We start from the raw sequence: 19,617 nt of genomic DNA on the forward strand, positions 1-19,617 counted from the left end.
CGCATGACCTCCCCCGAAGCGCCCCGGTCCGATCCCCCGTCAGACGGAGGCGACCGGCGCTCTTCGGGGCCTGGCGACGCAGCTGCCCGGTTGATCGTCTCTGACTCGGCGTCGCCGGTGCTCGGGCTGCACCCTCGCGCGCTGAGTCATCCGGTGTGCCCGCGAGCCAAGTCCATGTGGCGGCTCAACGCACTCATCACGAACATCGTCATCCTCGCTGTGCTCGTCGTGGCGGCGCTGCTCTGGGAGCCCGTGCGCATCTGGTCGCTGATCCTGGCCGCCGTCACGATCGTCTCAGCCCTCGTCGAGATCTTTCTCGCACCGAGCATCCGCTATCGGGTGCACCGCTGGGATCTGACCGACCAAGCGGTCTATGCCCGATCCGGCTGGGTCACACAGCACTGGCAGGTCGCTCCGTTCTCCCGGATTCAGACGGTCGAGGCCAAACGCGGACCGGTGCAGCGCATGTTCCGTCTGGCATCGGTCAAAGTGACGACGGCCAGTGCGAGTGCCGACGTGACCATCGTCGGGCTCGATGAGCAGGATGCCGACAGCCTGGTGCAGTCGCTGACTGAAGCGACCCAGTCGACGCTCGGCGACGCGACATGAGCGGCGAGAGCGAGCATCCGACGACAGGACGCGCCGAACCGGAGTGGCATCGGCTGAACCCCCGCACGGCTCTGGTCGGGGTCGTCAATCTGGTGCTGCGCGGCGTACCGGTCGCGATCGCGGCGATCGTACTGAAGAACGCAGGTGATGGCTTTCCCTTCGCATTCGTGGCGCTGATGGTCGGCCTGCTGCTGCAGCCGGTGAGCTATCTCGTTCGGTATGCGACGTTCCGGTATCGCTTCACCGAGCGTGAATTCGAGGTCACGTCGGGGCTGCTCTCGCGAACGCGACATCGGGTGCCGCTCGAGCGCATCCGCACGGTCGAGATCGAGTCGCGGCTGCTGCACCGGCTGCTGCGGGTCTCGGTGGTGAACATCGCGACGGGTGAGGCCAAGGCCGATCAGCGGATCAAACTCGACGCCGTCGACCAGCATCATGCTGAGAGGCTCCGAGGCCTGCTGCTGCGCCAGCGTGCTCCGCAGGATGCGCAGATCGTGCCCGCCGGCGGGTGGCCGGATGCCACCGGCAGGCCGGAGACGTCTCTCTCAGAGCCGGGGCATCCTTCGACACTGCAGCGGAGCGTCGACGAGCGCGGTGACTCGAACACGGCGCGCGACGACATCGAGACCCCGATCGTCGCGCTGCGCGGGCGCTGGGCGTTCTACGAGATCTTCACGGTGCGCACGCTGACGATCCCGCTGATTCTGTTCGGTGCCTTCTGGCAGCTCGTCGAGAACTTCAACCTGCTGAGCGGTGAGCAGATCGAGGGCCTGTACACGTCTGCGCAACGTGCGTTCGTCGGGCTCGCGCTCGCGGCGCCGCTCGTGGTCGCCGTGCTCGTGCTGATGAGTCTTGGCGCGATCACACTCTTCTTCGTGAACTGGTGGGGCTTCACCCTGGTGCGCAGCGGTCACCGGTTCGTCTCGCGTCGCGGTCTGCTGACGACGAAGACCTCGGCCGTCGACGCGCGACGTATCCGCGGCATCACAATGAGCGATTCGATCGTGATGCGGCTGGTGCGGGGCGTACAGCTTGTGCCCATCACGACCGGTCTCGGCGGGCTCGGCACGTCGAGCGGCACAGGCGGCGGGCCAGCCTCGAACGACGCGCGGCTGCTGCCGACGGTCGGTCGTACCGAGGCGCACACCCTCGCCGAGATTCTGCTGGGTGACTGCGACGGCGGATGCGACGGCGACCTCGTCGCGGAGCTGCCGGGTGGCAGCATGCCGACCGATGCCCAGCTGTTTCGCAGAGGATGGCTGAATCAGCACCCCCTCGTTGCGCTGCGGCGGCGGCTGATCCGGCTCTGGCTCTGGGACCTCGTTCTCGCGGCGGTCTGTGCAGCGTTCGTCTTCGGTCTGGGGTGGTCGGCAAGTCTGCTCTGGGCGCCTGCTACTCTCGCGGTGCTGCACGTCGGCGTTGCGTTCGGAGACTACCGCCAGCTCGGACACCGGCTGATCGGCGTTGACGATCGCGGAGCATCTGTGGGAACCGTCGTGAGACCGACGATCTGTGTGCGCCAGGGGTTCGTGCTGCGCAAGGTGCACCTGCTGCAGCTGCGAGGTGTCTGCGGCGTCGCCGTCGATCAGTCCTGGCTGCAGCGACGTGCCGGAGTTGCGACGGTGATTCTGAGCACCGCGGCTGGAGAGCACGCGTACCGTGTACGTGACTGCAGCGAACGTCAGGCTGCCGAGATCCTGCGTGCAGCAGCCGGCGACGAAGCGCTGAGCCGCTGACAGTCGCGCTTCCTGCGCCTCTTCGCAGGGAGCCGTGACCGCACAGGAGATCTACCGACAGGGCGACTTCCCCACTGTGCGGACACCGCAGCCGCCACGGCGGCTACTTGGCAGCCACCTGCAACGAGGTGATCCTGCCGTTCGCGTCGACGGTCGCGGTATCCGTGCCGGTGATGGCGAACACTTGGCCGTCGGCGTGACGTCCAGCGACAGCCCACTCGACGACCACTCTCGTCGCATCCGTCGACCGCGAGTTCCAGACGTGGTGAAGCTCGGTGTTGCGAGCGAAGAACGTGTGAAAGAAACTGCGGATCGCCTCGGCCCCGGTTGCCGACTCCCCGCGCCCTGAGACGAGGGTCGCATCGGGTGCGAAAAGGCCGACGAGCTCCTCGAAGTCCTGCGGGTGCTGGCCAGCGGTGTTCGACAAAGAGAAGTACCGATCCAAGACGTCCGTCGGCGAGTTGCCGCTCATAATAGGCCTCTTTCTGGCGTATGCGGGCACCCTGCAATTCCGGGCACCGCAACTACCGGCGCTCATCGTAGTTTCGTGCTCAGACGCGGTCAAGGGTCTGTTCGTGGCTGCCTTTTGGTGCCTCGGGACGCAGCGAGATCTGAATTCTGCTCATCTCCGCCGACAAGGCTGGCCGGACGAAAGGGCTGCGACGAGCCCGGCGACGACCGGGCCGATCAGGCGTTGCCCTCGACCCAGTCGCGCAGGTGTCTCAACGGCGCCGACGCGCTCTGCCCGAGCTCGGTCAGCGCATACTCGACGCGCGCGGGAACCTCGGCATAGACCGTGCGCGTGACGAGGCCGTGCGCTTCGAGCCGCTTGAGCGTCTGCGAGAGCACCTTCGGGCTGATGCCCTCGAGACGACGTCTGAGCTCGCCGTTGCGCAGCGCGCCGTCTTCGAGTGCGCCGATCGCCAACGCGCTCCACTTGTTCGCGAGCAGATCGAACATGTCTCGGCAGGGGCACATCGCCGCATAGACGTCGTTGCGTTCGCACTGGGGTTCGAGGGTGGTCATGAGTCTATGGTATCCAAAAGGTACCGGCTGCCCTTGACGGTAACCAGTATGTCCTCGGCACAATGGGTTCATGACCACGACAACAGCCATCGGCTACGAAACGAACCTGCCCGCCACCGCTCCGGAGTCGCTGATCGAACGTGAGGTCGGCGTGCCCGAGCCTGGCCCGCATGACCTGCTGGTCGCGGTGGATGCCGTGTCGGTGAACCCGGTCGATGTGAAGCTGCGTGCGGGCGCACCTGCCGAGGGCTTCAGAGTGCTCGGATTCGACGCCGTCGGCACGGTTCGTGCGGTGGGACCGGAGGTGACACTCTTCACTCCGGGAGACCACGTCTTCTACGCCGGAAGCATCGATCGACCCGGCAGCAATCAGCGTCTGCAGCTGGTCGACGAGCGCATCGTCGGGCACGCACCGAAGAGCATCACCGCCGAAGACGCCGCAGCCCTCCCGCTCACTGCCCTCACCGCATGGGAGACGCTCTTCGACCACTTCGGACTGACCGCGGATTCACAGGGGTCGCTGCTGATCGTGGGTGCGACAGGCGGTGTCGGCTCGATCATGGTGCAGCTGGCCGAGGCGCTGCTGCCCCATGTCGAAGTGATCGCGACGGCTTCAGACGCCGAGCGTGCGAAGTGGGTGCGCGAACTCGGTGCCGAGCATGTCGTGAACCATCATCAGAACCTGATCGAGCAGGTCACCGAAATTGTGCCCGAGGGCGCCGACTGGCTGTTCACTGCGCATTCACACGGCCAGATCGATACCTATGCGCAGATCGTGCGACCCTTCGGCCACGTTGTGGCAGTCGACGATGGCCCTCGTGACGTTTCCCCGCTCAAGAGCAGGAGCATCGCCTGGCATTGGGAGTTCATATTCACCCGTGCCATGCACTGCACGCCAGACATGATTCAGCAGCATCGCATCCTCGAGCAGGTCGCCGATCTGGTCGATCGCGGCCTGATCACGACGACAGCAGCGGTCAGGCTCTCTCCGATTTCAGCATCCACGCTGCGCCAGGCGCACGAGATCGTCGAGACCGGCCATGTGATGGGCAAGGTGGTCGTCAGCGGGTGGGGCGACGAGGCCAATGGCTGAGGGGCCAGATCGTGCGCGCCGATGGCCGGAAAGCTCAGAGCGTGCGGAGCCAGCCTCGGATGCGGCCGCGCGCGTTGGCATACGGTGATGACGTGTTGAATGAGATCATTCGCCCCATGGTCCACTTGCCATACCATGGTCGACCGTAGAGATCAGCGTCAGAGTAGCCGTCGATCAGCTCGATAATGGCACTTTTCGCGTCGCGCAGTTGCGTGCGCAGCTGTTCCCATGAGTCATCTGCGTGAGCTGCGTAGTAGCGCTGCGCCAGCGGTCCCAGCTCGTTCCACTTGATGCCAGGCGCTGGGAATTCGTCGGGAAGACCCGCGGCTCTGCGCCGGTGCCATGTGAGCACCTGCTGATTCCACCCAATGAGATAGGCGACCAGATCGGCCGGGCTCATGCGCGTGTTCTTGACGTGTCCGTCGAGTACTGGTTCTCGCACTGAGGCGAGCGGAACCCGATCGAGATCTCGCTCAAGCTGAGCGAACGTCTTGTCGATCGCGGCAAGGAGCTCGGCTTTGTTCGCGGGAACAGGCATTCCAGTCCTATCGTTTCGACGCTGGATCTCAGGCTGACTCTGGTGCTGTTTGCGCCGCTGAAGGTGTGGGCCCAGAGGGACTCGAACCCCCGACCCCCTCGGTGTAAACGAGGTGCTCTAACCAACTGAGCTATAGGCCCGCGACACCCAACTGTAGCCGAAGTCGAAGTGCATCAGGTTCGGACTCGCTCAAGACACCGTCGCCGATCGCTCCATGAGGTCGCGGATCGCTCCAAATCGGCGAATCTCGAGCGATCTGCGCAGGTGCCGAGCGATCCGCGCAGGTGGCAGCGGATGGCGCGGAGGCGCGTGGTCTGCCTCACACCAGCCGCGCCCACTCCTCATACCAGCCGAGCGGCCGCGCCTGCCCCGAGGCGGTCTTGATGCGCGCACGAACAGCGCCTGTAGCATCCACCGCCAGTGACACACGCCGAGCCGCGCCCGTCACGTCGTCGAAGGCATCGCACGCCTGCGCGAAGCCCCCATGCGGCCAGTAGTCGGCCACGAGATCGAACGGCCGCGGCTGCTGCACATGCCACGCCGCGAGGGTCGGCTGCGGGTCGGTGCTGACGGCCAGAATGCGGATGCCCAAGGCCGGCGCCGCATCGGCGAGCTGATCGAGCTCTCCCGCACACACCGGCGTGAACGCATGCGGATAGAACACCACGAACGCAGGCGCACCGAGCAGATCAGACCGCCGCACCGACTCCCCGTGCTGATTCAGCAGGTCGAAATCCGGCAGCGACGCGAGGTGCGGGGCTTCGGGTGTCTCAGGGGCGCAGTCGTCAGTCACGCGCCCAAGCCTAGCGCCGCACCGCTCGTGCGACACCGGCTCGGGCCAGCCGGTCCGCGACGCTGATGCCGAGCCAGGTGCCGGCCACGCAGCTCGCCAGACAGAGCGCGAAGAACGCGATCTGCAGACTCAGCGGCAGGGCCCACAGCTGATAGACCTCGGCCGCGAGTACCGGATACAGCACGCCGACGAGAGCCGTGCCGAGATAGTGCTGCCAGGTGTGCCAACGTCGGTAGGCCAAGATGAGAAAGCCGATCTCGGCGAAGAAGGCCCACCAGACGTTGGTCGCGACACTGGCGAACCCGTAGCCAGAGGCGGGGATGAGCGCGATGCCCGAGACAAGTCCCGTGAGCACTCCGGCACCGGGCCGTCGCACCAGGCGCAGCGCGATGACCGCAGGCAGCAGCCAGATGCCGGCCAGCGCCATACCGGCTACCGGGGCTGCGGCGAACAGCACTGTCGAGACCCAGTTGGCCGGAAGCAGGATCAACGCCCCTGCCACGCCGATCGCCGCACAGATGAGCAGGTATGTCGTCGAGACGCGTTTCATCACTTCTGCTTCGCAGGCATGCGCCAGTAACCGACGAAGCTGATGTGCTCTTTGGGAACTCCCGCTTCGACGAGGTGGCGGCGTGCCGAGGTGGGCAGCGCCTGCTCCCCCACGATGAACGTGTGCACGGGCGGCGCTGGCACCTCGATCTCGCGCAGAGCGGCGAGTGCCAGCGTGCCCGGTTTGACGTGTGGGTCGTCGGATGTCTCACGCACGACCCAGCGCACGTCGACGCCGGCCGGGTGCGCGAAGTCGAGAGCATCACCTGCTGCGGGAACTTCGGCGATGACGGTGCCGACTGCATCGGCCGGCAGCGACTCGCAGATGCTTGAGACCGCTGGCAGCCCGGTCTCGTCACTGACGAGCAGCACACGGTCGGTGCCCTGCTCGGGGTTGAAGACGATGCCCTCGTCGATCAGTGCGACGGGGTCGCCGGGCTGGCAGTTCTGCGCCCACGTGCTGGCGGGGCCTGCGGTGCCGTCTTCGGCTGAGCCGTGCAGAACGAAGTCGACGTCGATCTCGGCGGTGCGGCCGGCCGTCGAATCGGCGGGGCGAAACGCCCGCACCGAGTAATTGCGCATGATGGGGCGAACACTCTGCGGAATCGTCGCGAGGAACTTGAAGTACCCCATGGTCTTGTTGGCGTTGGCCGGCACTCGGTCGAGCGCCTCACGCGCATCGTCGGTCGCAGCGGCCGGTATGAACAGACGGAACCATTGGTCGAATCCCATCGGCTCGAAGAGCGCGCTCTGCCCGCCGCCGAGCGTCACACGCATCCAGTGTGACGAGATCTGCTCGGTGCGAACGACTTCGAGACGCAGCAGCTGCTGCCGAGTGGGTTTTCTCATCGTGCTGTATCTGGCCATGGCAGCAATCATCTGACATTGCTGAGCAAAGCGGAACCCCGGAGGTCGTCCGCGCCCGGCGATACAATGTAGCGGCTCGGCGTCGTCGCAGGGCAATCCCCACTCTCCTGTCGAAAGGCCCTGCGTGACTTCGTCGCCTCAACTCGATACCGACCGGCGCACGACTGTCGATTCGAAGCTCGGTACCGGCCCGTCACACGGGCTGCGTCGTCACCTGGGGCGCCTCGACATGGTGCTGCTCACGATCGCCGCAACCCTCGGCATCGACACCATTGCCGAGATCGCCACAGGTGGTGGGCTTGAATCACTCACATGGGTGGTCATTCTCGCGGTCACATTCCTGTTTCCCTATGGCCTCCTCATCAGCGAGGCTGGCAGCACATTCCGTCAGGAGGGCGGCCCCTATGTCTGGGTGCGCCTGGCCTTCGGGCGCTATGCCGGCGGGCTCGCCTCGCTGCTCTACTGGGTCACCAACCCGATCTGGCTCGGCGGCTCGCTCGCATTCATCGCGGCTGCCACGTGGAACGCACACATCGCGCCGCTGCCCGCCGGCAGCCTCTCCGACATCCTGTTCAAACTCTCGTTCGTCTGGCTGGCGATCGGCATCGCGATCATCAGCATTCGATTCGGCAAGATCCTGATCAACATCGGGGCCATCGTGAAGGTCGGTCTGCTGGCTGTGCTGGTTCTCACTGCTGCGCTCTATGCGCTGCAGCGCGGTGTGCAGCCGATGGATGCGTCACTTCTGCGACCGACAGCCGGCGGTTTCTTGACCATCGCCCCGGTGCTGTTGTTCGCTCTGCTGGGTTTCGAGGCCGCCAACGGCGCGGCCGAAGAGATGCGCAACCCGAAACGCGATGTGCCGAGGGCCATCGGTGCGGCTGGGCTGACCTCGGCCGTGTGCCATCTGCTGCCGATTCTGGCCCTTCTGGCTGTGCTGCCGGCTGATACGCTCAGCGGCGATTCGGGCATTCTCGACGCACTGGGCGAGGCATTCACCGTGTACGGCCCAGCTCAGCCGGTGCTGCTCTGGCTCTCGGCTGTCGCACTGCTGTACATCGTGCTCACGCAGGGCAGCGCGTGGATGATCGCCTCAGACCGTGTGCAGGCCGTCTCTGGTGCAGATGGTGCCTTTCCGCAGTATTTCGGGCGTTTCAACACGGCGCTGGGCACACCGTTGAGGGTCAACATACTCTCAGGCGTCATCTCGACGGCTTTCACCCTGGTGGCGACGTGGGTGGCGACCAGCTCGTCGAGCTCTGCGTTCTCCGTCGTGCTCTCAGTCGCGACCACCACACTGCTGCTGAGCTACCTGCTCATCCTGCCATCGGTGTTGAGGCTGCGTCGTCGTTTCCCAGACGTCGAACGCCCCTACGTCGTACCCGGCGGACGCTGGGGTGCTGTGGTGGCAACCGTCATCACGCTCTTCTGGATCATCATCGGCTCGTTCGTGGCGTTGGCTCCCGGGGTGCTCGAACAAATGTTGGGGCTGCCGTACGACTTCGGCGAGCAGTGGGGCGTCTCACGTCTCGCTGTGGAAGCACTCACGCTCGGAACTCTGGGCGTCCTGCTGGCTGCCCACACCATTGGGTACCTCTTCGCACGACACCACCGGCGTGTGAACCATGACGGTCTCACTGCAGAGCAGCTGTTGGAGAACGGATTCTCTGAGGTCACACGAACGGTGCGCCTTGCCAGAGCGTCTGCTCCGGAAGGCGCACCGCGTCGCTGAACTGATTGGGTCAGCGTTGGTGTCCGCTGACGCGACGACGCAGTACCAGGGTGGTGGCTCCCAAAGCGAGCAGAGCGGCGCCGATCCAGAGCGGAGCGAACTCCTCGCCGGTGCGAGCGAGCTTGCCTGACTCACCTGCGGCCTGGTTCGTCGCGGTGTTCTGCTCCTGCTCGGCAGGCTGCTGATCCTTCGAGTCGTTGGCAGGAGCGGTGTTCTCGTCGCCGGTGTCGCCGGTGTTCCCGTTGTCATCGGGAGGTGTCACGACCGGTGCCTCTTTGACGACCTCAGCCGTGGTGCCCGTGCTCAGCACACTGACGGTCTGGTCGAGATTCACCTGCACCTTGGCTGACATGGCCGCCGCGAGGTTCAGACGCTGCCATGATGCGTCGGCGTCGCCGTCTTTCGTGGTCGCGGTCGTGTCAAGCGGATAGCCTGATTCGATCTCGGTCTGAGCCAGCACGGCACGACGCTGGTCGTCGGTGAGGTCGGGAAAAGTCGTGCGCAGCAGCGACTCGGCCTTCGCCGGCACCGATGCGGCCTGGCCGCTCTTGCCGACCTTGGCAAAGCCATAGGTCATGCGCTCTTTGTAGACGGCCACGGCCGAGGTGCGATCGGTGACCTGCTGAGCGGTGCCGCCGGGAATCTGCTTTCCTGCATACGGCGTGTTGCTGTATGCGGTGTCGTTCTTGATACAGGTGTCGAGCGCGGCGCCGCAGCCTTTCTCGAGGTAGGCGACGAGTTCGGCACGAGCGGGCTCGAGCACCTTGGTGCGAAAGTCGTCGTCGGCCCAGCGCGAGGCCAGCGCGGCCTCGCCGTTCATGCGGCCGCCCATGATGTCGAGCGGGTAGTGCACGCCGAGCACGATGCGGTTGTTGCCGGCTTCAGAGGTGCGAGCGAGCATCTCGGGTGCGAGCTCCGGCAGCAGGGTCGCCAGCGTGAGCCCGGCCTGGTATGCGGTGGTGGTGTGACCGCTGGGGAACGCCCCGCCGGTGCAGATGCCCTTCTGGCCGTACCCGGGGTTCAGCACCACATCGTTGTCTGAGAACTGATGCGTCGTGTCAGTGGTGACCGGCACGCGCGTGATCTTGAGGTTGCCGTTCTCGTCGATTGGGCCGATGCCTTTGGTGCGGATGCCGGTGAGCGACGACCCGTTGACCAGCGCCGGGCTGCACTCAGCGTCGTCTCCGGCCACGGATTGAGCTGCGGGGTCGACGGACAGGAACGGGCGCGGGTAGCTGAAGTGCGTCTTCGCGGCTCCGGTTCCGACGTACGCACCGGTCGTGCCGTTCTCGCTGTTGATCAGCGCGCTTGTCAGCGGCAGCTCGCCGTGCTGCCGGCCCTGCACATAGATGGCGCCGAGCCTCTTGCCCAGGCCGTCGGCGATTGACACCGACTGGTCGTAGCTCTTGCCGTCGTTGTCGTATTGGGCGTTCTGCAGGGCGCGGAACTGCTGATCGGCAGAAGCATTCTGGTTGATCCAGCTGGTCATCTCGTCGTTGTGCTTGAGCGCATCGGCGTTGAGCACCTCGCCGTGCAGATCGTTGACGCCGGATGACTTCCAGAGTTCGCTGAACCCGGCCAGGTTCTCGACGAGGTCGGGCTTCGTGTCATCGCTCGGGTGTGCAGCGGCGGCCGAGGCGATCAGCGGCAGGCCGCCGACCACGAGAGCGCTGGCTGCGCCGAAGGTGAGCAGTGCACGGGTGACGCCGCCTGCGGCGGTCTTCGGATGTTGGCGTCGAGTTGAGGAACGCATGCTCAGATTGGACCTTTCATAGGGAGTGTGTCTGAGCGCGGGTCCAGGTGAGATTCAGGTGGGCTCGCGACACGAAGCAAGTTACGTCGCGTGGGTGCTGCTTCGGCAACCGGGAGGTAGCGAGCAGGTGAATTCATACGGCGTCGGGCACCGTGTCAGGGAGGCCACGTTCACCCCGTACACTGAGAGGGTCTTTCCACAGTGGAGTGGTGACGCGCTGTTCGACGCGTTCCGGCACCTGCTGTGGCGTTCCCGCCGGCGCGAGCCGTGCATCCTCGAAGCGATCAGATCGTATTCGGTTGCTCGGCGAAGCCACTGGGATGCTTGTCGCTTCCCTTACACTGATCTGTGGTCAACAACCAAACGAAGGTGAGGAACTGATGGCGGTAAACAGCCAGGATCCGTACGAGCCCGACTACGTCGACAGTGATGTGGACGAGACACGCGAATGGCAGCAGTCGCTCGACGAGCTCGTATCGGCCCACGGTCGCGGTCGCGCGCGTGAGATCATGATGAGTCTCATCAAGCGGTCCAAAGATCTGCAGCTGAACGTGCCGATGATCCCCACGACCGACTACATCAATACGATCGCGACCGAGAACGAGCCGGCCTTCCCCGGTGATGAAGAGCTCGAACGCAAGTACCGTCGCTGGATCCGCTGGAACGCCGCCGTGCTGGTGCATCGCGCACAGCGCCCGGGCATCGAAGTCGGTGGGCACATCTCGACGTATGCGTCGTCGGCAGCGCTCTACGAGGTCGGTTTCAACCACTTCTTCCGCGGGCCGAATCATCCAGGCGGTGGTGACCAGATCTTCATGCAGGGTCACGCCTCTCCTGGCATCTACGCTCGTTCGTTCCTCGAGGGGCGTCTCAGCAGCGAAGAGCTCGATGGCTTCCGTCAGGAGCATTCAGTGCCGGGCGGACTTCCCTCGTATCCGCACCCGCGGCACATGGACAACTACTGGCAGTTCCCGACCGTCTCAATGGGCATCGGCCCGATGAACGCGATTTACCAGGCGCAGGCCAATCGATACCTGCACAACCACGGCATCAAAGACACCTCGCAGCAGCACGTCTGGGCGTTCCTGGGCGATGGTGAGATGGACGAGCCCCAGTCACGCGGTCTGCTGCAGGTCGCAGCGAACGACCAGCTCGACAACCTGACCTTCGTGATCAACTGCAACCTGCAGCGACTCGACGGGCCGGTGCGCGGCAACACGAAGATCATCCAGGAGCTCGAGTCGTTCTTCCGCGGTGCGGGCTGGAACGTCATCAAGGTCGTCTGGAGCCGTGAGTGGGACGAACTGCTTGCGCGTGACACCGATGGCGCACTCGTCAAGCTCATGAACGACACCCCAGACGGCGACTTCCAGACGTACAAGACCGAAGACGGCGCATATGTGCGCGAGAACTTCTTCGGGCGCGACCCGCGCACCCTCGAACTCGTCAAGGACTACTCCGACGATCAGGTCTGGGCGCTGCAGCGCGGCGGTCACGACTACCGCAAGGTGTATGCGGCCTACAAGTCAGCCATGGAGCACACCGGGTCGCCCACAGTGATCCTTGCTCACACCATCAAGGGCTACGGCCTCGGCCCCTCGTTCGAAGGCCGCAACGCCACGCACCAGATGAAGAAGCTGACGGTCGACGACCTGAAGACCTTCCGCGATCACATGCGCATTCCGATCAGCGATGCACAGATCGAGGCCGAAGATCACTGGGCGCCCCCGTACTACCACCCCGGCAACGACGCTCCCGAGATTCGGTACATGCGCGAGCGTCGTGCAGAGCTCGGCGGCTACATCCCCGATCGCCAGAACCACCCGACCCACATCGACCTGCCGCCCAAGAAGGCCTACGGCTCGGTCAAGAAGGGCTCGGGCAAGCAGAAGGTCGCCACCACAATGGCCTTCGTGCGTCTGCTCAAAGATCTGCTGGCACAGAAGGGCTGGGAGAAGCGATTCGTGCCGATCGTGCCCGACGAGGCACGCACCTTCGGCCTCGACTCGTTCTTCCCCTCGAAGAAGATCTACAACCCGCACGGCCAGCACTACACCTCGGTCGACCGCGAGCTGCTGCTGGCGTACAAAGAGAGCCCGCAGGGTCTGATCTACCACGTCGGGATCAACGAGGACGGCGCGGCCTCTGCGTTCACGGCGCTCGGCACGTCGTACTCGACGCAGGGCGAGATCATGGTGCCGGTCTACCTCTTCTACTCGATGTTCGGCTTCCAGCGCACCGGCGACGTGCTCTGGGCGGCGACCGACGCACGAGCCCGCGGATTCCTGCTGGGGGCGACAGCTGGTCGTACGACTCTGACCGGCGAGGGCCTGCAGCATGCTGACGGTCACTCCCCGATTCTGGCGTCGACCAACCCCGCAGTCATCACGTACGATCCCGCATACTCATACGAGATCGCGCACATCGTCGAGAGCGGCCTCGACCGCATGTACGGCGGCACACATCCGAACCCCGACGTGATCTACTACCTGACCGTCTACAACGAGCCGATTCAGCAGCCTGCCGAACCGGAAGACGTCGACGTCGAGGGCATCGTCAAAGGCATCCACCGTGTGGCGCTTGCTCCTCGCGGCGAGGCGCAGGGGCAGATTCTCGCCTCGGGCGTCGCCGTGCCGTGGGCGCTGCAGGCGCAGCAGATCCTGGCCGATGACTGGAACGTGAACGTCGACGTCTGGTCGGTGACCAGCTGGAACGAGCTGCGTCGCGACGGCGTCGCCGCCGAGGAGCATAACTTCCTGCACCCCGAAGAGACGCCGAAGACCGCCTTCGTCAGCGAGAGGCTGCGTGGAGCGAAGGGCCCGATCGTCGCGGTCACCGACTTCACGAAGGCCGTGCCCGATCAGATCCGCCAGTTCGTCGACCAGCCCTTCGCCACGCTGGGCGCCGACGACTTCGGCTTCAGCGACACCCGCGCCGCAGCCCGCCGCTACTTCAAGATCGACGCTGAGTCGATCGTGGTGCGCATGCTGCAGCAGCTCGCCGAACAGGGCGTCGTCAGCCGACAGGCCGCGACCGAGGCCATCACTCGCTACGACCTGCTGAACATCCCGTCACCCGAGATCGAGGCTGAATCAGCGCATGAGTGATCACACCGCCGCGGGCGGTGGCAGTCGGGCCAGCGATCGTTCACAGACGCTGACCCGACTGCGCTCAGTGAGCGGCGAGATGGCGACGGCCACGCTGCAGCGTCTCGACGAAACCCTGCCCTGGTACGCTGCGCTGCCGCCCGCCCGGCGCTCGGCGATCGGTCTGGTCGCCCAGTCTGGCATCCAGTCGTTCATTAACTGGTTCGCCAGTCGCGGCCTCCCGAGCGACTCCGGCACCGCCGAGAGCGAGCCGACGTCGGCCGCCGAGGCATCGCATCCTCATACGGATGCGTGGGTCGCGGCCGACATCTTCGGCAACGCCCCGAGAGAGCTGATTCGGTCGGTCTCGCTGCAGCAGACGCTGCAACTGGTGCAGGTCGTGATCTCGGTCGTGCAGGAGCAGTTCACCTCGGACGACCCCGAGCTGCGACTCGCCTTTCTCACTTACTCGCGCGATGTGGCCTTCGCCGCCGCAGATGTGTATGCGAAGGCGGCCGAGGCGCGTGGGCAGTGGGACGACCGCCTGGAGGCACTGGTGGTCGACTCGGTGCTGAACGGTGAGTCGGCCGATGAGCTGCCCAGTCGCGTGGCCGCACTCGGCTGGCAGGCCGTCGGAGAGGTCAACGCCGTGATCGCCTCGGTGCATGGCGTTCCCGATCTCGACCAGCTGCGCCGTCAGGCCCGTCAGCTCGGCGCAGAGCTGCTTGTGGGCGTGCAGGCAGATCGGCTCGTTCTGGTGCTCGCTGAATCAGAGCACGAAGAGGGTGTGGAACGTTCGGCGGCCTTCTCAGTGCAGCGGGTCGTCAGCGGTCTGATGTCGCACTTCAGCGACGGCCCGATCGTCATCGGCCCGCCTGTTCCCACGGTGCTCGAGGCGAGCACCTCGGCCCAGGCAGCCCAGGCCGGCTTCACTGCGGTCGCCGGCTGGCAGTCGGCACCGCGGCCCACGCTCGCCGACGACGTGCTGCCCGAGCGTGCGCTTGCCGGCGACCCCTTGGCACGCGTCACGCTGATTCAGCGCGCATATCTGCCTCTGGTGCAGCAGACCACCGACCTGCTCGGCACGCTGCGCGCCTATCTCGAGAGCGGTCGTTCGCTCGAGGGCACGGCTCGGGCTCTCTATGTGCACCCCAACACGGTGCGCTATCGGCTGCGTCGCATCGCAGAGGTGGTCGGTTGGGATCCGACCGAGCCACGCGACGCGCTCATTCTGCAGACGGCGCTGATTCTCGGTGCCATCAACGACACGCATGAGTGATTGCGGCCGTTTATCGGTTCCTGCTAAAGGGATCCAAGTGATTTCGTGCGGATTCTCCACACAATACTGGGGCCTGTGTCGACAAGGATGGAGACGATGATTCTTCTCGCCTGCCCTGGACAGGGCTCACAGAAGCCCGGCTTTCTGACGCCGTGGCTTGAACGTCCCGAACTCCGCGAACTGGCCGAGCAGCTCTCGACGGCCACCGGCATCGATCTGGTCGAGGCCGGCACCGTCTCTGACGCCGACACGATTCGTGACACCGCGATCGCACAGCCGCTCATCGTGGCAGCCGGTCTGATCAGTGCTCAGGCACTCACAGCCGAGCTTTCCGCTCGCGGTGTCGACTCGGCACCGTTCGGCTACGCGGGGCACTCCGTCGGCGAGATCACCGCCGCAGCTCTGGCTGGTGTGTTCACGGCTGAGACCGCCGCTCGCTTCGTGCGCGAACGCAGCCAGGCGATGGCACAGGCCGCGGCGGCGACGCCGACCACCATGGCAGCCGTGATCGGCGGCGACCGCACCGAGGTGCTCGCCCGTCTCGACGCGCTCGGCCTGACCGCCGCGAACTTCAACAGCGCAGCCCAGCTGGTCGCCGCCGGTGCGGTGGACGCTGTGGCCAAGCTGGTCGAGGAGCCCCCGGCTCGTGCCCGAGTGATTCCGCTCTCGGTGGCGGGCGCCTTCCACACCACCTACATGCAGCCGGCCCGCGAGCACCTGCTCGGCCTGCGCGACACCTTCGGCACCAGCGACCCCACCGGGCCACTGTGGACCAACGCCGATGGCACGGTCGTGCCTGACGGTCAGCGCTACCTCGATCTGCTCATCAGTCAGGTCGCCTCGCCCGTGCACTGGGACGCCGACCAGGCCTCGTTCGTCGAGCACGGCGTCACCGCCATGGTCGAGCTGCTCCCCGGCGGCACCCTCGTCGGACTGGCCAAACGCGAACTGCGTGGGCTGCCGAGCAAGGCGATCGTGACCCCCGACGATCTGGCACCAGCAGCCGACCTGATCGCCGACCACCTCGACGACTGATCATCGCAACCGCAGAACACGAAGTGAGGAACACGGCATTGAGCACAGTCATGCGCACCGCTGAAGGAGCCAAGTACGCTCGCATCCGCGGCATCGGAGCAGCTCGAGGCGACCAGGTCGTCACGAACGACGATCTCGTCGAGGCCATCGAGTCGTCGGACGAGTGGATCCGCCAGCGCACCGGCATCATCGACCGTCGCCGCGCCTCGGCCCAGGTCACCCTGAGCGATCTCACGCTTGCTGCTTCGAAGCAGGCCATCGAGCACGCAGGCATCGACCCGACCGAGATTGACGCCGTCATCGTCGCCACGGTGACACACCCGTATCAGACCCCGTCGCTGGCAGCCTGGCTCGCCGATCAGATCGGCTCGACGCCGGCCGCCGCCTACGACATCTCGGCCGCGTGCGCCGGCTACTGCTACGGCATCGGCCAGGCTGACGCGCTGGTGCGCAGCGGCCTCGCGCACAACGTGCTCGTCGTCGGCGCAGAGAAGCTCAGCGACGTCATCGATCCGACCGACCGTTCCATCTCGTTCCTGCTCGGCGACGGCGCAGGCGCTGCAGTGGTCGGCCCCAGCGAGACTCCAGGCATCTCGCCGACGGTCTGGGGCTCGGACGGTTCGCATTGGAAGACCATCCACATGACGAACTCGCTGCTCGAGTACCGCGACGGCGTCGCGTACGGCGAGGCCACCGGCTTCGGCGAGCATGACGGCGAACAGATCAACCGCTGGCCGACGCTGCGCCAAGAGGGGCGAACGGTGTTCCGCTGGGCGGTCTGGGACATGGCGAAGATCGCCCGGCAGGCCATTGAGGCGGCAGGTCTCACCCCTGATGACATCGACGTCTTCATTCCCCACCAGGCGAACATGCGTATCATCGATGAGTTCGCCAAACAGCTGAAGCTGCCCGAGAACGTGGTGATCGCGCGCGACATCGCACACAGCGGCAACACCTCCGCGGCCTCGATTCCGATCGCGACTCGTGCGCTGATCGATGCCGGCGAGGTCAAGACCGGCGACCTTGCGCTCGAGATCGGCTTCGGCGCTGGGCTCGTCTACGGCGCACAGGTCGTGGCGCTCCCCTAGTCTCAAACGGCGACATTCGCATCGCGGCAGCCCGACCGGGCTTTCGTCACACACAGAAGGAGAAGAAAATGGCACACACTCAGGATGAGGTTCTCAAGGGCCTGGCCGAGCTGATCAACGAGGAGACCGGTGTTCCCGCCGAGAACGTCGAGATGGGCAAGTCGTTCACCGACGACCTCGACATCGACTCGATCTCGCTGACCACCATCGTCGTGAACGCCGAGGACAAGTTCGGCGTGAAGATTCCCGACGAAGAGATCGAGAACCTGAAGACCGTCGGCGACGCCGTCACCTTCATCGTCAACGCCAGCAAGTAGGCTCGGCTGACGCCGGCCGTCACCAAAGGTGCACGGCCCCCCACTCGCGGCGCCGGCGACGCGCATCCACATCTGGACGCGTCGCCGCGCCCGCCGCCCGACGGCAGCGTCACAAACGCCCGTCAGAGATATTGGCGCCGACACGATCGGCGCCGTTCCCCCAAGAGACATCTGAGACACGGAGAGACCATGAAGAAGAAGATCGTCGTCACAGGCATGGGCACGACCAATCCGCTCGGCGGAGACGTCGCCTCGACCTGGCAGGCGCTGCTCAACGGTGAATCCGGAGTCTCGACGATCGACCAGCCCTGGGTCGAGAAGTATGATCTGCCGGTGCGCTTCGCCGGTCAGGCCAAAGTGCGCCCCGCAGAGGTGCTCACCCCTGTCGAGGTCAAACGCAACGACCCGTCGACGCAGCTTGCGATCGTCGCGGCGCGCGAGGCCTGGCAGGATGCCGGCGCGCCCGAGGTCGATCCGACCCGTTTGGGCGTCGACTTCGCCACCGGCATCGGCGGCGTGTGGACGCTCTTCGACTCCTATGACGCGCTGCGGGAGCGCGGCCCTCGCCGCGTCATGCCGCTGACCGTGCCGATGCTGATGGCGAACGCCTCAGCCGCGGCCATCTCACTGGAGTTCCAGGCGCAGGCCTTCGCTCGCACCGTGCTCTCCGCATGCGCATCGTCGGTCGAGTCGATCGTCAACGCCTACGACCATCTTCAGCAGGGCTACGCCGATGTGGTCATCGCCGGCGGCACCGAGTCGACCATCCACCCGCTGCCGCTCGCCGCGTTCGCGTCGATGCGCGCGCTGAGCAAGAGCAATGACGACCCGCAGCACGCGTCACGCCCGCTCGACGTGAACCGCAACGGCTTCGTCATGGGCGAGGGCGCCGCGGTGCTCGTGCTCGAGAGCGAAGAGCACGCCCTGGCTCGCGGCGCGCACATCTATGCCGAGATCACCGGCGGCGCAGTCACAGCTGACTCGTACCACATCACTTCACCCGACCCCGAGGGCCTCGGCGCCGCTCGTGCCGTGCGGGCGACTCTGGAGAACTCGGGCGAGACTCCTGAGAGCGTCAGCCACATCAACCTGCACGCGACCTCGACGCCGGTCGGCGACCCCGCCGAGTACAAAGCGCTGCACGCTGTGCTGGGCGATGCGCTCGACAGCATCCCGGTCGCCGCGACCAAGGGCAACACAGGGCACCTGCTCGGCGGCACCGGTGCGCTCGAGACGGTCTTCACCGTCAAGGCGGTGCAGGATCGGGTTACTCCCCCGCTGATCAACCTCGACCAGCAGGATCCCGAGACGCCGTTCTTCGCACCGACCGGAGCACCCCATCAGCTGCCTGACGAGGGCCAGCTCTTCGCGATCTCGAACTCATTCGGGTTCGGCGGGCACAACGCCGTCGTCGGTGTGCGCAGCGTCTGATCGCGCGTGCGAGAAGCACCGGGCGGCCCTGCGCCGTCACCGGTCTGTGTACTGACACCCTGCGCCTGAGCAGGAACGCCGCACTCACCCGGTATCATTGACTGCTGGATGAGGAGGAGACATGGTCGTACGCTTCGGCATCCTCGGCATCCTTGCTGAGTCGCCCTGCTATGGCACGCAGCTGCGCAGCGAACTGCTGCGCCGCACGGCAGGTCTCATGGACGTCAATGCCGGCCAGATCTACTCGACTCTGGAACGGCTCGGCCGCGACAAACTCGTGCAGCAGTTCGGCGCACCCCAGAACGGCCGGGTGCTTTACGAACCCACCGACGCCGGGCGTGAGGTCTTCGATCGATGGCTTGAGTCGGTGGACGACGGGGCGTCGGCGCTCGACACCATTCGGAAAGTGTCACTTGCGCTCTCTCTGCCCTCGGTCGACGGCAAAGCCGTCGCCGAACGGCATCTCGAGGCCTGTCTGCAGCGCTCGACCGCCCCGCTTGAAGGTCTGCCAGAACCGATCACCAGCATGGTCTGGCTTGGGTATCACAGCATGCTCAACGCCGAGACGAACTGGCTGCGCCAGGTCATTCAGCAGGCGGCACGCACGCCGACGGCGTTCCCGATCGACCAGGAGCGCCCGCGGCGGGGTCGTCCGCCCAAACGCGCCTGAACCCGGGCAGTCGTT

The 19,617-nt window shown here is 65.6% G+C and carries 18 protein-coding genes and 1 tRNA gene; 11 read left to right on the forward strand and 8 right to left on the reverse strand.

Annotated elements, in window-relative coordinates:
* Window positions 1–3 precede the first annotated feature (3 nt).
* Window positions 4–609 (forward strand): PH domain-containing protein, encoded by a 606-nt coding sequence (locus F8O09_RS01845; protein ID WP_158053738.1) that lies wholly within the window; start codon window positions 4–6, stop codon window positions 607–609.
* A complete protein-coding gene (locus F8O09_RS01850) occupies window positions 606–2,345 on the forward strand; it encodes a PH domain-containing protein (protein ID WP_158053739.1) in 1,740 nt (579 codons plus the stop codon). The genes F8O09_RS01845 and F8O09_RS01850 overlap by 4 nt, the downstream gene beginning before the upstream one ends.
* 103 nt (window positions 2,346–2,448) lie before the next feature.
* On the opposite strand, the gene F8O09_RS01855 is transcribed toward F8O09_RS01850, so the two are convergent.
* Both F8O09_RS01855 and F8O09_RS01860 read right to left on the reverse strand, forming a co-directional pair.
* Window positions 2,449–2,817, reverse strand: coding sequence for a nuclear transport factor 2 family protein (locus F8O09_RS01855; RefSeq protein WP_192497517.1), 369 nt, complete (start codon window positions 2,815–2,817; stop codon window positions 2,449–2,451).
* A 215-nt stretch (window positions 2,818–3,032) separates the two neighbouring features.
* Window positions 3,033–3,371, reverse strand: coding sequence for a winged helix-turn-helix transcriptional regulator (locus F8O09_RS01860; RefSeq protein ID WP_158053741.1), 339 nt, complete (start codon window positions 3,369–3,371; stop codon window positions 3,033–3,035).
* A gap of 70 nt (window positions 3,372–3,441) precedes the next feature.
* Between F8O09_RS01860 and F8O09_RS01865 the strand changes: the two genes are divergently transcribed.
* Entirely contained in the window at window positions 3,442–4,464 is a 1,023-nt protein-coding gene (locus F8O09_RS01865) for a zinc-binding alcohol dehydrogenase family protein (RefSeq protein WP_158053742.1), read from the forward strand.
* Between the two features lie 34 nt (window positions 4,465–4,498).
* On the opposite strand, the gene F8O09_RS01870 is transcribed toward F8O09_RS01865, so the two are convergent.
* The 5 genes from F8O09_RS01870 to F8O09_RS01890 form a co-directional block, all read right to left on the reverse strand.
* Complete coding sequence (locus tag F8O09_RS01870; protein ID WP_158053743.1) at window positions 4,499–5,002, reverse strand: ClbS/DfsB family four-helix bundle protein; 504 nt, start codon at window positions 5,000–5,002, stop codon at window positions 4,499–4,501.
* Between the two features lie 66 nt (window positions 5,003–5,068).
* Window positions 5,069–5,142 (reverse strand) — tRNA-Val (locus F8O09_RS01875).
* Between the two features lie 179 nt (window positions 5,143–5,321).
* Window positions 5,322–5,795, reverse strand: coding sequence for a redoxin domain-containing protein (locus F8O09_RS01880; RefSeq protein ID WP_225732806.1), 474 nt, complete (start codon window positions 5,793–5,795; stop codon window positions 5,322–5,324).
* Window positions 5,796–5,805: 10 nt separating this feature from the next.
* On the reverse strand, window positions 5,806–6,345 hold the full coding sequence (locus tag F8O09_RS01885; RefSeq protein ID WP_158053744.1) for an ECF transporter S component: 540 nt from the start codon (window positions 6,343–6,345) through the stop codon (window positions 5,806–5,808).
* On the reverse strand, window positions 6,345–7,193 hold the full coding sequence (locus tag F8O09_RS01890) for a siderophore-interacting protein (RefSeq protein ID WP_225732807.1): 849 nt from the start codon (window positions 7,191–7,193) through the stop codon (window positions 6,345–6,347). Before F8O09_RS01890 ends, F8O09_RS01885 begins: the two co-directional genes overlap by 1 nt.
* 142 nt (window positions 7,194–7,335) lie before the next feature.
* On the opposite strand from F8O09_RS01890, the gene F8O09_RS01895 reads away from it, so the two are divergent.
* On the forward strand, window positions 7,336–8,943 hold the full coding sequence (locus tag F8O09_RS01895) for an APC family permease (RefSeq protein WP_225732808.1): 1,608 nt from the start codon (window positions 7,336–7,338) through the stop codon (window positions 8,941–8,943).
* 10 nt (window positions 8,944–8,953) lie between these two features.
* Here the strand turns inward: F8O09_RS01895 and F8O09_RS01900 are convergent, their stop codons facing one another.
* Complete coding sequence (locus tag F8O09_RS01900; protein WP_158053746.1) at window positions 8,954–10,696, reverse strand: phosphatase PAP2 family protein; 1,743 nt, start codon at window positions 10,694–10,696, stop codon at window positions 8,954–8,956.
* Window positions 10,697–11,076: 380 nt separating this feature from the next.
* Here F8O09_RS01900 and aceE point away from each other — a divergent pair, with 380 nt between their 5' ends.
* The 7 genes from aceE to F8O09_RS01935 all read left to right on the forward strand — a co-directional run bounded on the left by aceE (window position 11,077) and on the right by F8O09_RS01935 (window position 19,602).
* Window positions 11,077–13,803 carry a pyruvate dehydrogenase (acetyl-transferring), homodimeric type gene (gene aceE, locus F8O09_RS01905; RefSeq protein WP_158031411.1) on the forward strand — a complete coding sequence of 909 codons (2,727 nt, stop codon included), beginning with the start codon at window positions 11,077–11,079 and terminating at the stop codon, window positions 13,801–13,803.
* Window positions 13,796–15,061, forward strand: a complete 1,266-nt coding sequence (locus F8O09_RS01910; RefSeq protein ID WP_158053747.1) for a PucR family transcriptional regulator — start codon at window positions 13,796–13,798, stop codon at window positions 15,059–15,061. The genes aceE and F8O09_RS01910 overlap by 8 nt, the downstream gene beginning before the upstream one ends.
* A gap of 96 nt (window positions 15,062–15,157) precedes the next feature.
* Window positions 15,158–16,096, forward strand: a complete 939-nt coding sequence (locus tag F8O09_RS01915) for an ACP S-malonyltransferase (RefSeq protein WP_158053748.1) — start codon at window positions 15,158–15,160, stop codon at window positions 16,094–16,096.
* Window positions 16,097–16,146: 50 nt separating this feature from the next.
* Entirely contained in the window at window positions 16,147–17,184 is a 1,038-nt protein-coding gene (locus F8O09_RS01920; protein WP_158054417.1) for a beta-ketoacyl-ACP synthase III, read from the forward strand.
* 68 nt (window positions 17,185–17,252) lie between these two features.
* On the forward strand, window positions 17,253–17,501 hold the full coding sequence (locus tag F8O09_RS01925; RefSeq protein WP_158031408.1) for an acyl carrier protein: 249 nt from the start codon (window positions 17,253–17,255) through the stop codon (window positions 17,499–17,501).
* Between the two features lie 189 nt (window positions 17,502–17,690).
* Complete coding sequence (locus F8O09_RS01930; RefSeq protein ID WP_158042968.1) at window positions 17,691–18,932, forward strand: beta-ketoacyl-[acyl-carrier-protein] synthase family protein; 1,242 nt, start codon at window positions 17,691–17,693, stop codon at window positions 18,930–18,932.
* Between the two features lie 121 nt (window positions 18,933–19,053).
* On the forward strand, window positions 19,054–19,602 hold the full coding sequence (locus F8O09_RS01935; protein ID WP_158031406.1) for a PadR family transcriptional regulator: 549 nt from the start codon (window positions 19,054–19,056) through the stop codon (window positions 19,600–19,602).
* Window positions 19,603–19,617 lie beyond the last annotated feature (15 nt).

It is taken from the genome of Pseudoclavibacter sp. CFCC 11306, from assembly GCF_008831235.1.
GTDB lineage: Bacteria > Actinomycetota > Actinomycetes > Actinomycetales > Microbacteriaceae > Pseudoclavibacter_A.

Bases quoted from the DNA above. Each gene is read 5' to 3' on its own strand.
- F8O09_RS01845 (WP_158053738.1), top strand. From the start codon at position 4: ATGACCTCCCCCGAAGCGCCCCGGTCCGATCCCCCGTCAGACGGAGGC.
- F8O09_RS01850 (WP_158053739.1), top strand. From the start codon at position 606: ATGAGCGGCGAGAGCGAGCATCCGACGACAGGACGCGCCGAACCGGAG.
- F8O09_RS01855 (WP_192497517.1), bottom strand. From the start codon at position 2,817: ATGAGCGGCAACTCGCCGACGGACGTCTTGGATCGGTACTTCTCTTTG.
- F8O09_RS01860 (WP_158053741.1), bottom strand. From the start codon at position 3,371: ATGACCACCCTCGAACCCCAGTGCGAACGCAACGACGTCTATGCGGCG.
- F8O09_RS01865 (WP_158053742.1), top strand. From the start codon at position 3,442: ATGACCACGACAACAGCCATCGGCTACGAAACGAACCTGCCCGCCACC.
- F8O09_RS01870 (WP_158053743.1), bottom strand. From the start codon at position 5,002: ATGCCTGTTCCCGCGAACAAAGCCGAGCTCCTTGCCGCGATCGACAAG.
- F8O09_RS01885 (WP_158053744.1), bottom strand. From the start codon at position 6,345: ATGAAACGCGTCTCGACGACATACCTGCTCATCTGTGCGGCGATCGGC.
- F8O09_RS01890 (WP_225732807.1), bottom strand. From the start codon at position 7,193: ATGAGAAAACCCACTCGGCAGCAGCTGCTGCGTCTCGAAGTCGTTCGC.
- F8O09_RS01900 (WP_158053746.1), bottom strand. From the start codon at position 10,696: ATGCGTTCCTCAACTCGACGCCAACATCCGAAGACCGCCGCAGGCGGC.
- aceE (WP_158031411.1), top strand. From the start codon at position 11,077: ATGGCGGTAAACAGCCAGGATCCGTACGAGCCCGACTACGTCGACAGT.
- F8O09_RS01910 (WP_158053747.1), top strand. From the start codon at position 13,796: ATGAGTGATCACACCGCCGCGGGCGGTGGCAGTCGGGCCAGCGATCGT.
- F8O09_RS01915 (WP_158053748.1), top strand. From the start codon at position 15,158: ATGATTCTTCTCGCCTGCCCTGGACAGGGCTCACAGAAGCCCGGCTTT.
- F8O09_RS01920 (WP_158054417.1), top strand. From the start codon at position 16,147: ATGCGCACCGCTGAAGGAGCCAAGTACGCTCGCATCCGCGGCATCGGA.
- F8O09_RS01925 (WP_158031408.1), top strand. From the start codon at position 17,253: ATGGCACACACTCAGGATGAGGTTCTCAAGGGCCTGGCCGAGCTGATC.
- F8O09_RS01930 (WP_158042968.1), top strand. From the start codon at position 17,691: ATGAAGAAGAAGATCGTCGTCACAGGCATGGGCACGACCAATCCGCTC.
- F8O09_RS01935 (WP_158031406.1), top strand. From the start codon at position 19,054: ATGGTCGTACGCTTCGGCATCCTCGGCATCCTTGCTGAGTCGCCCTGC.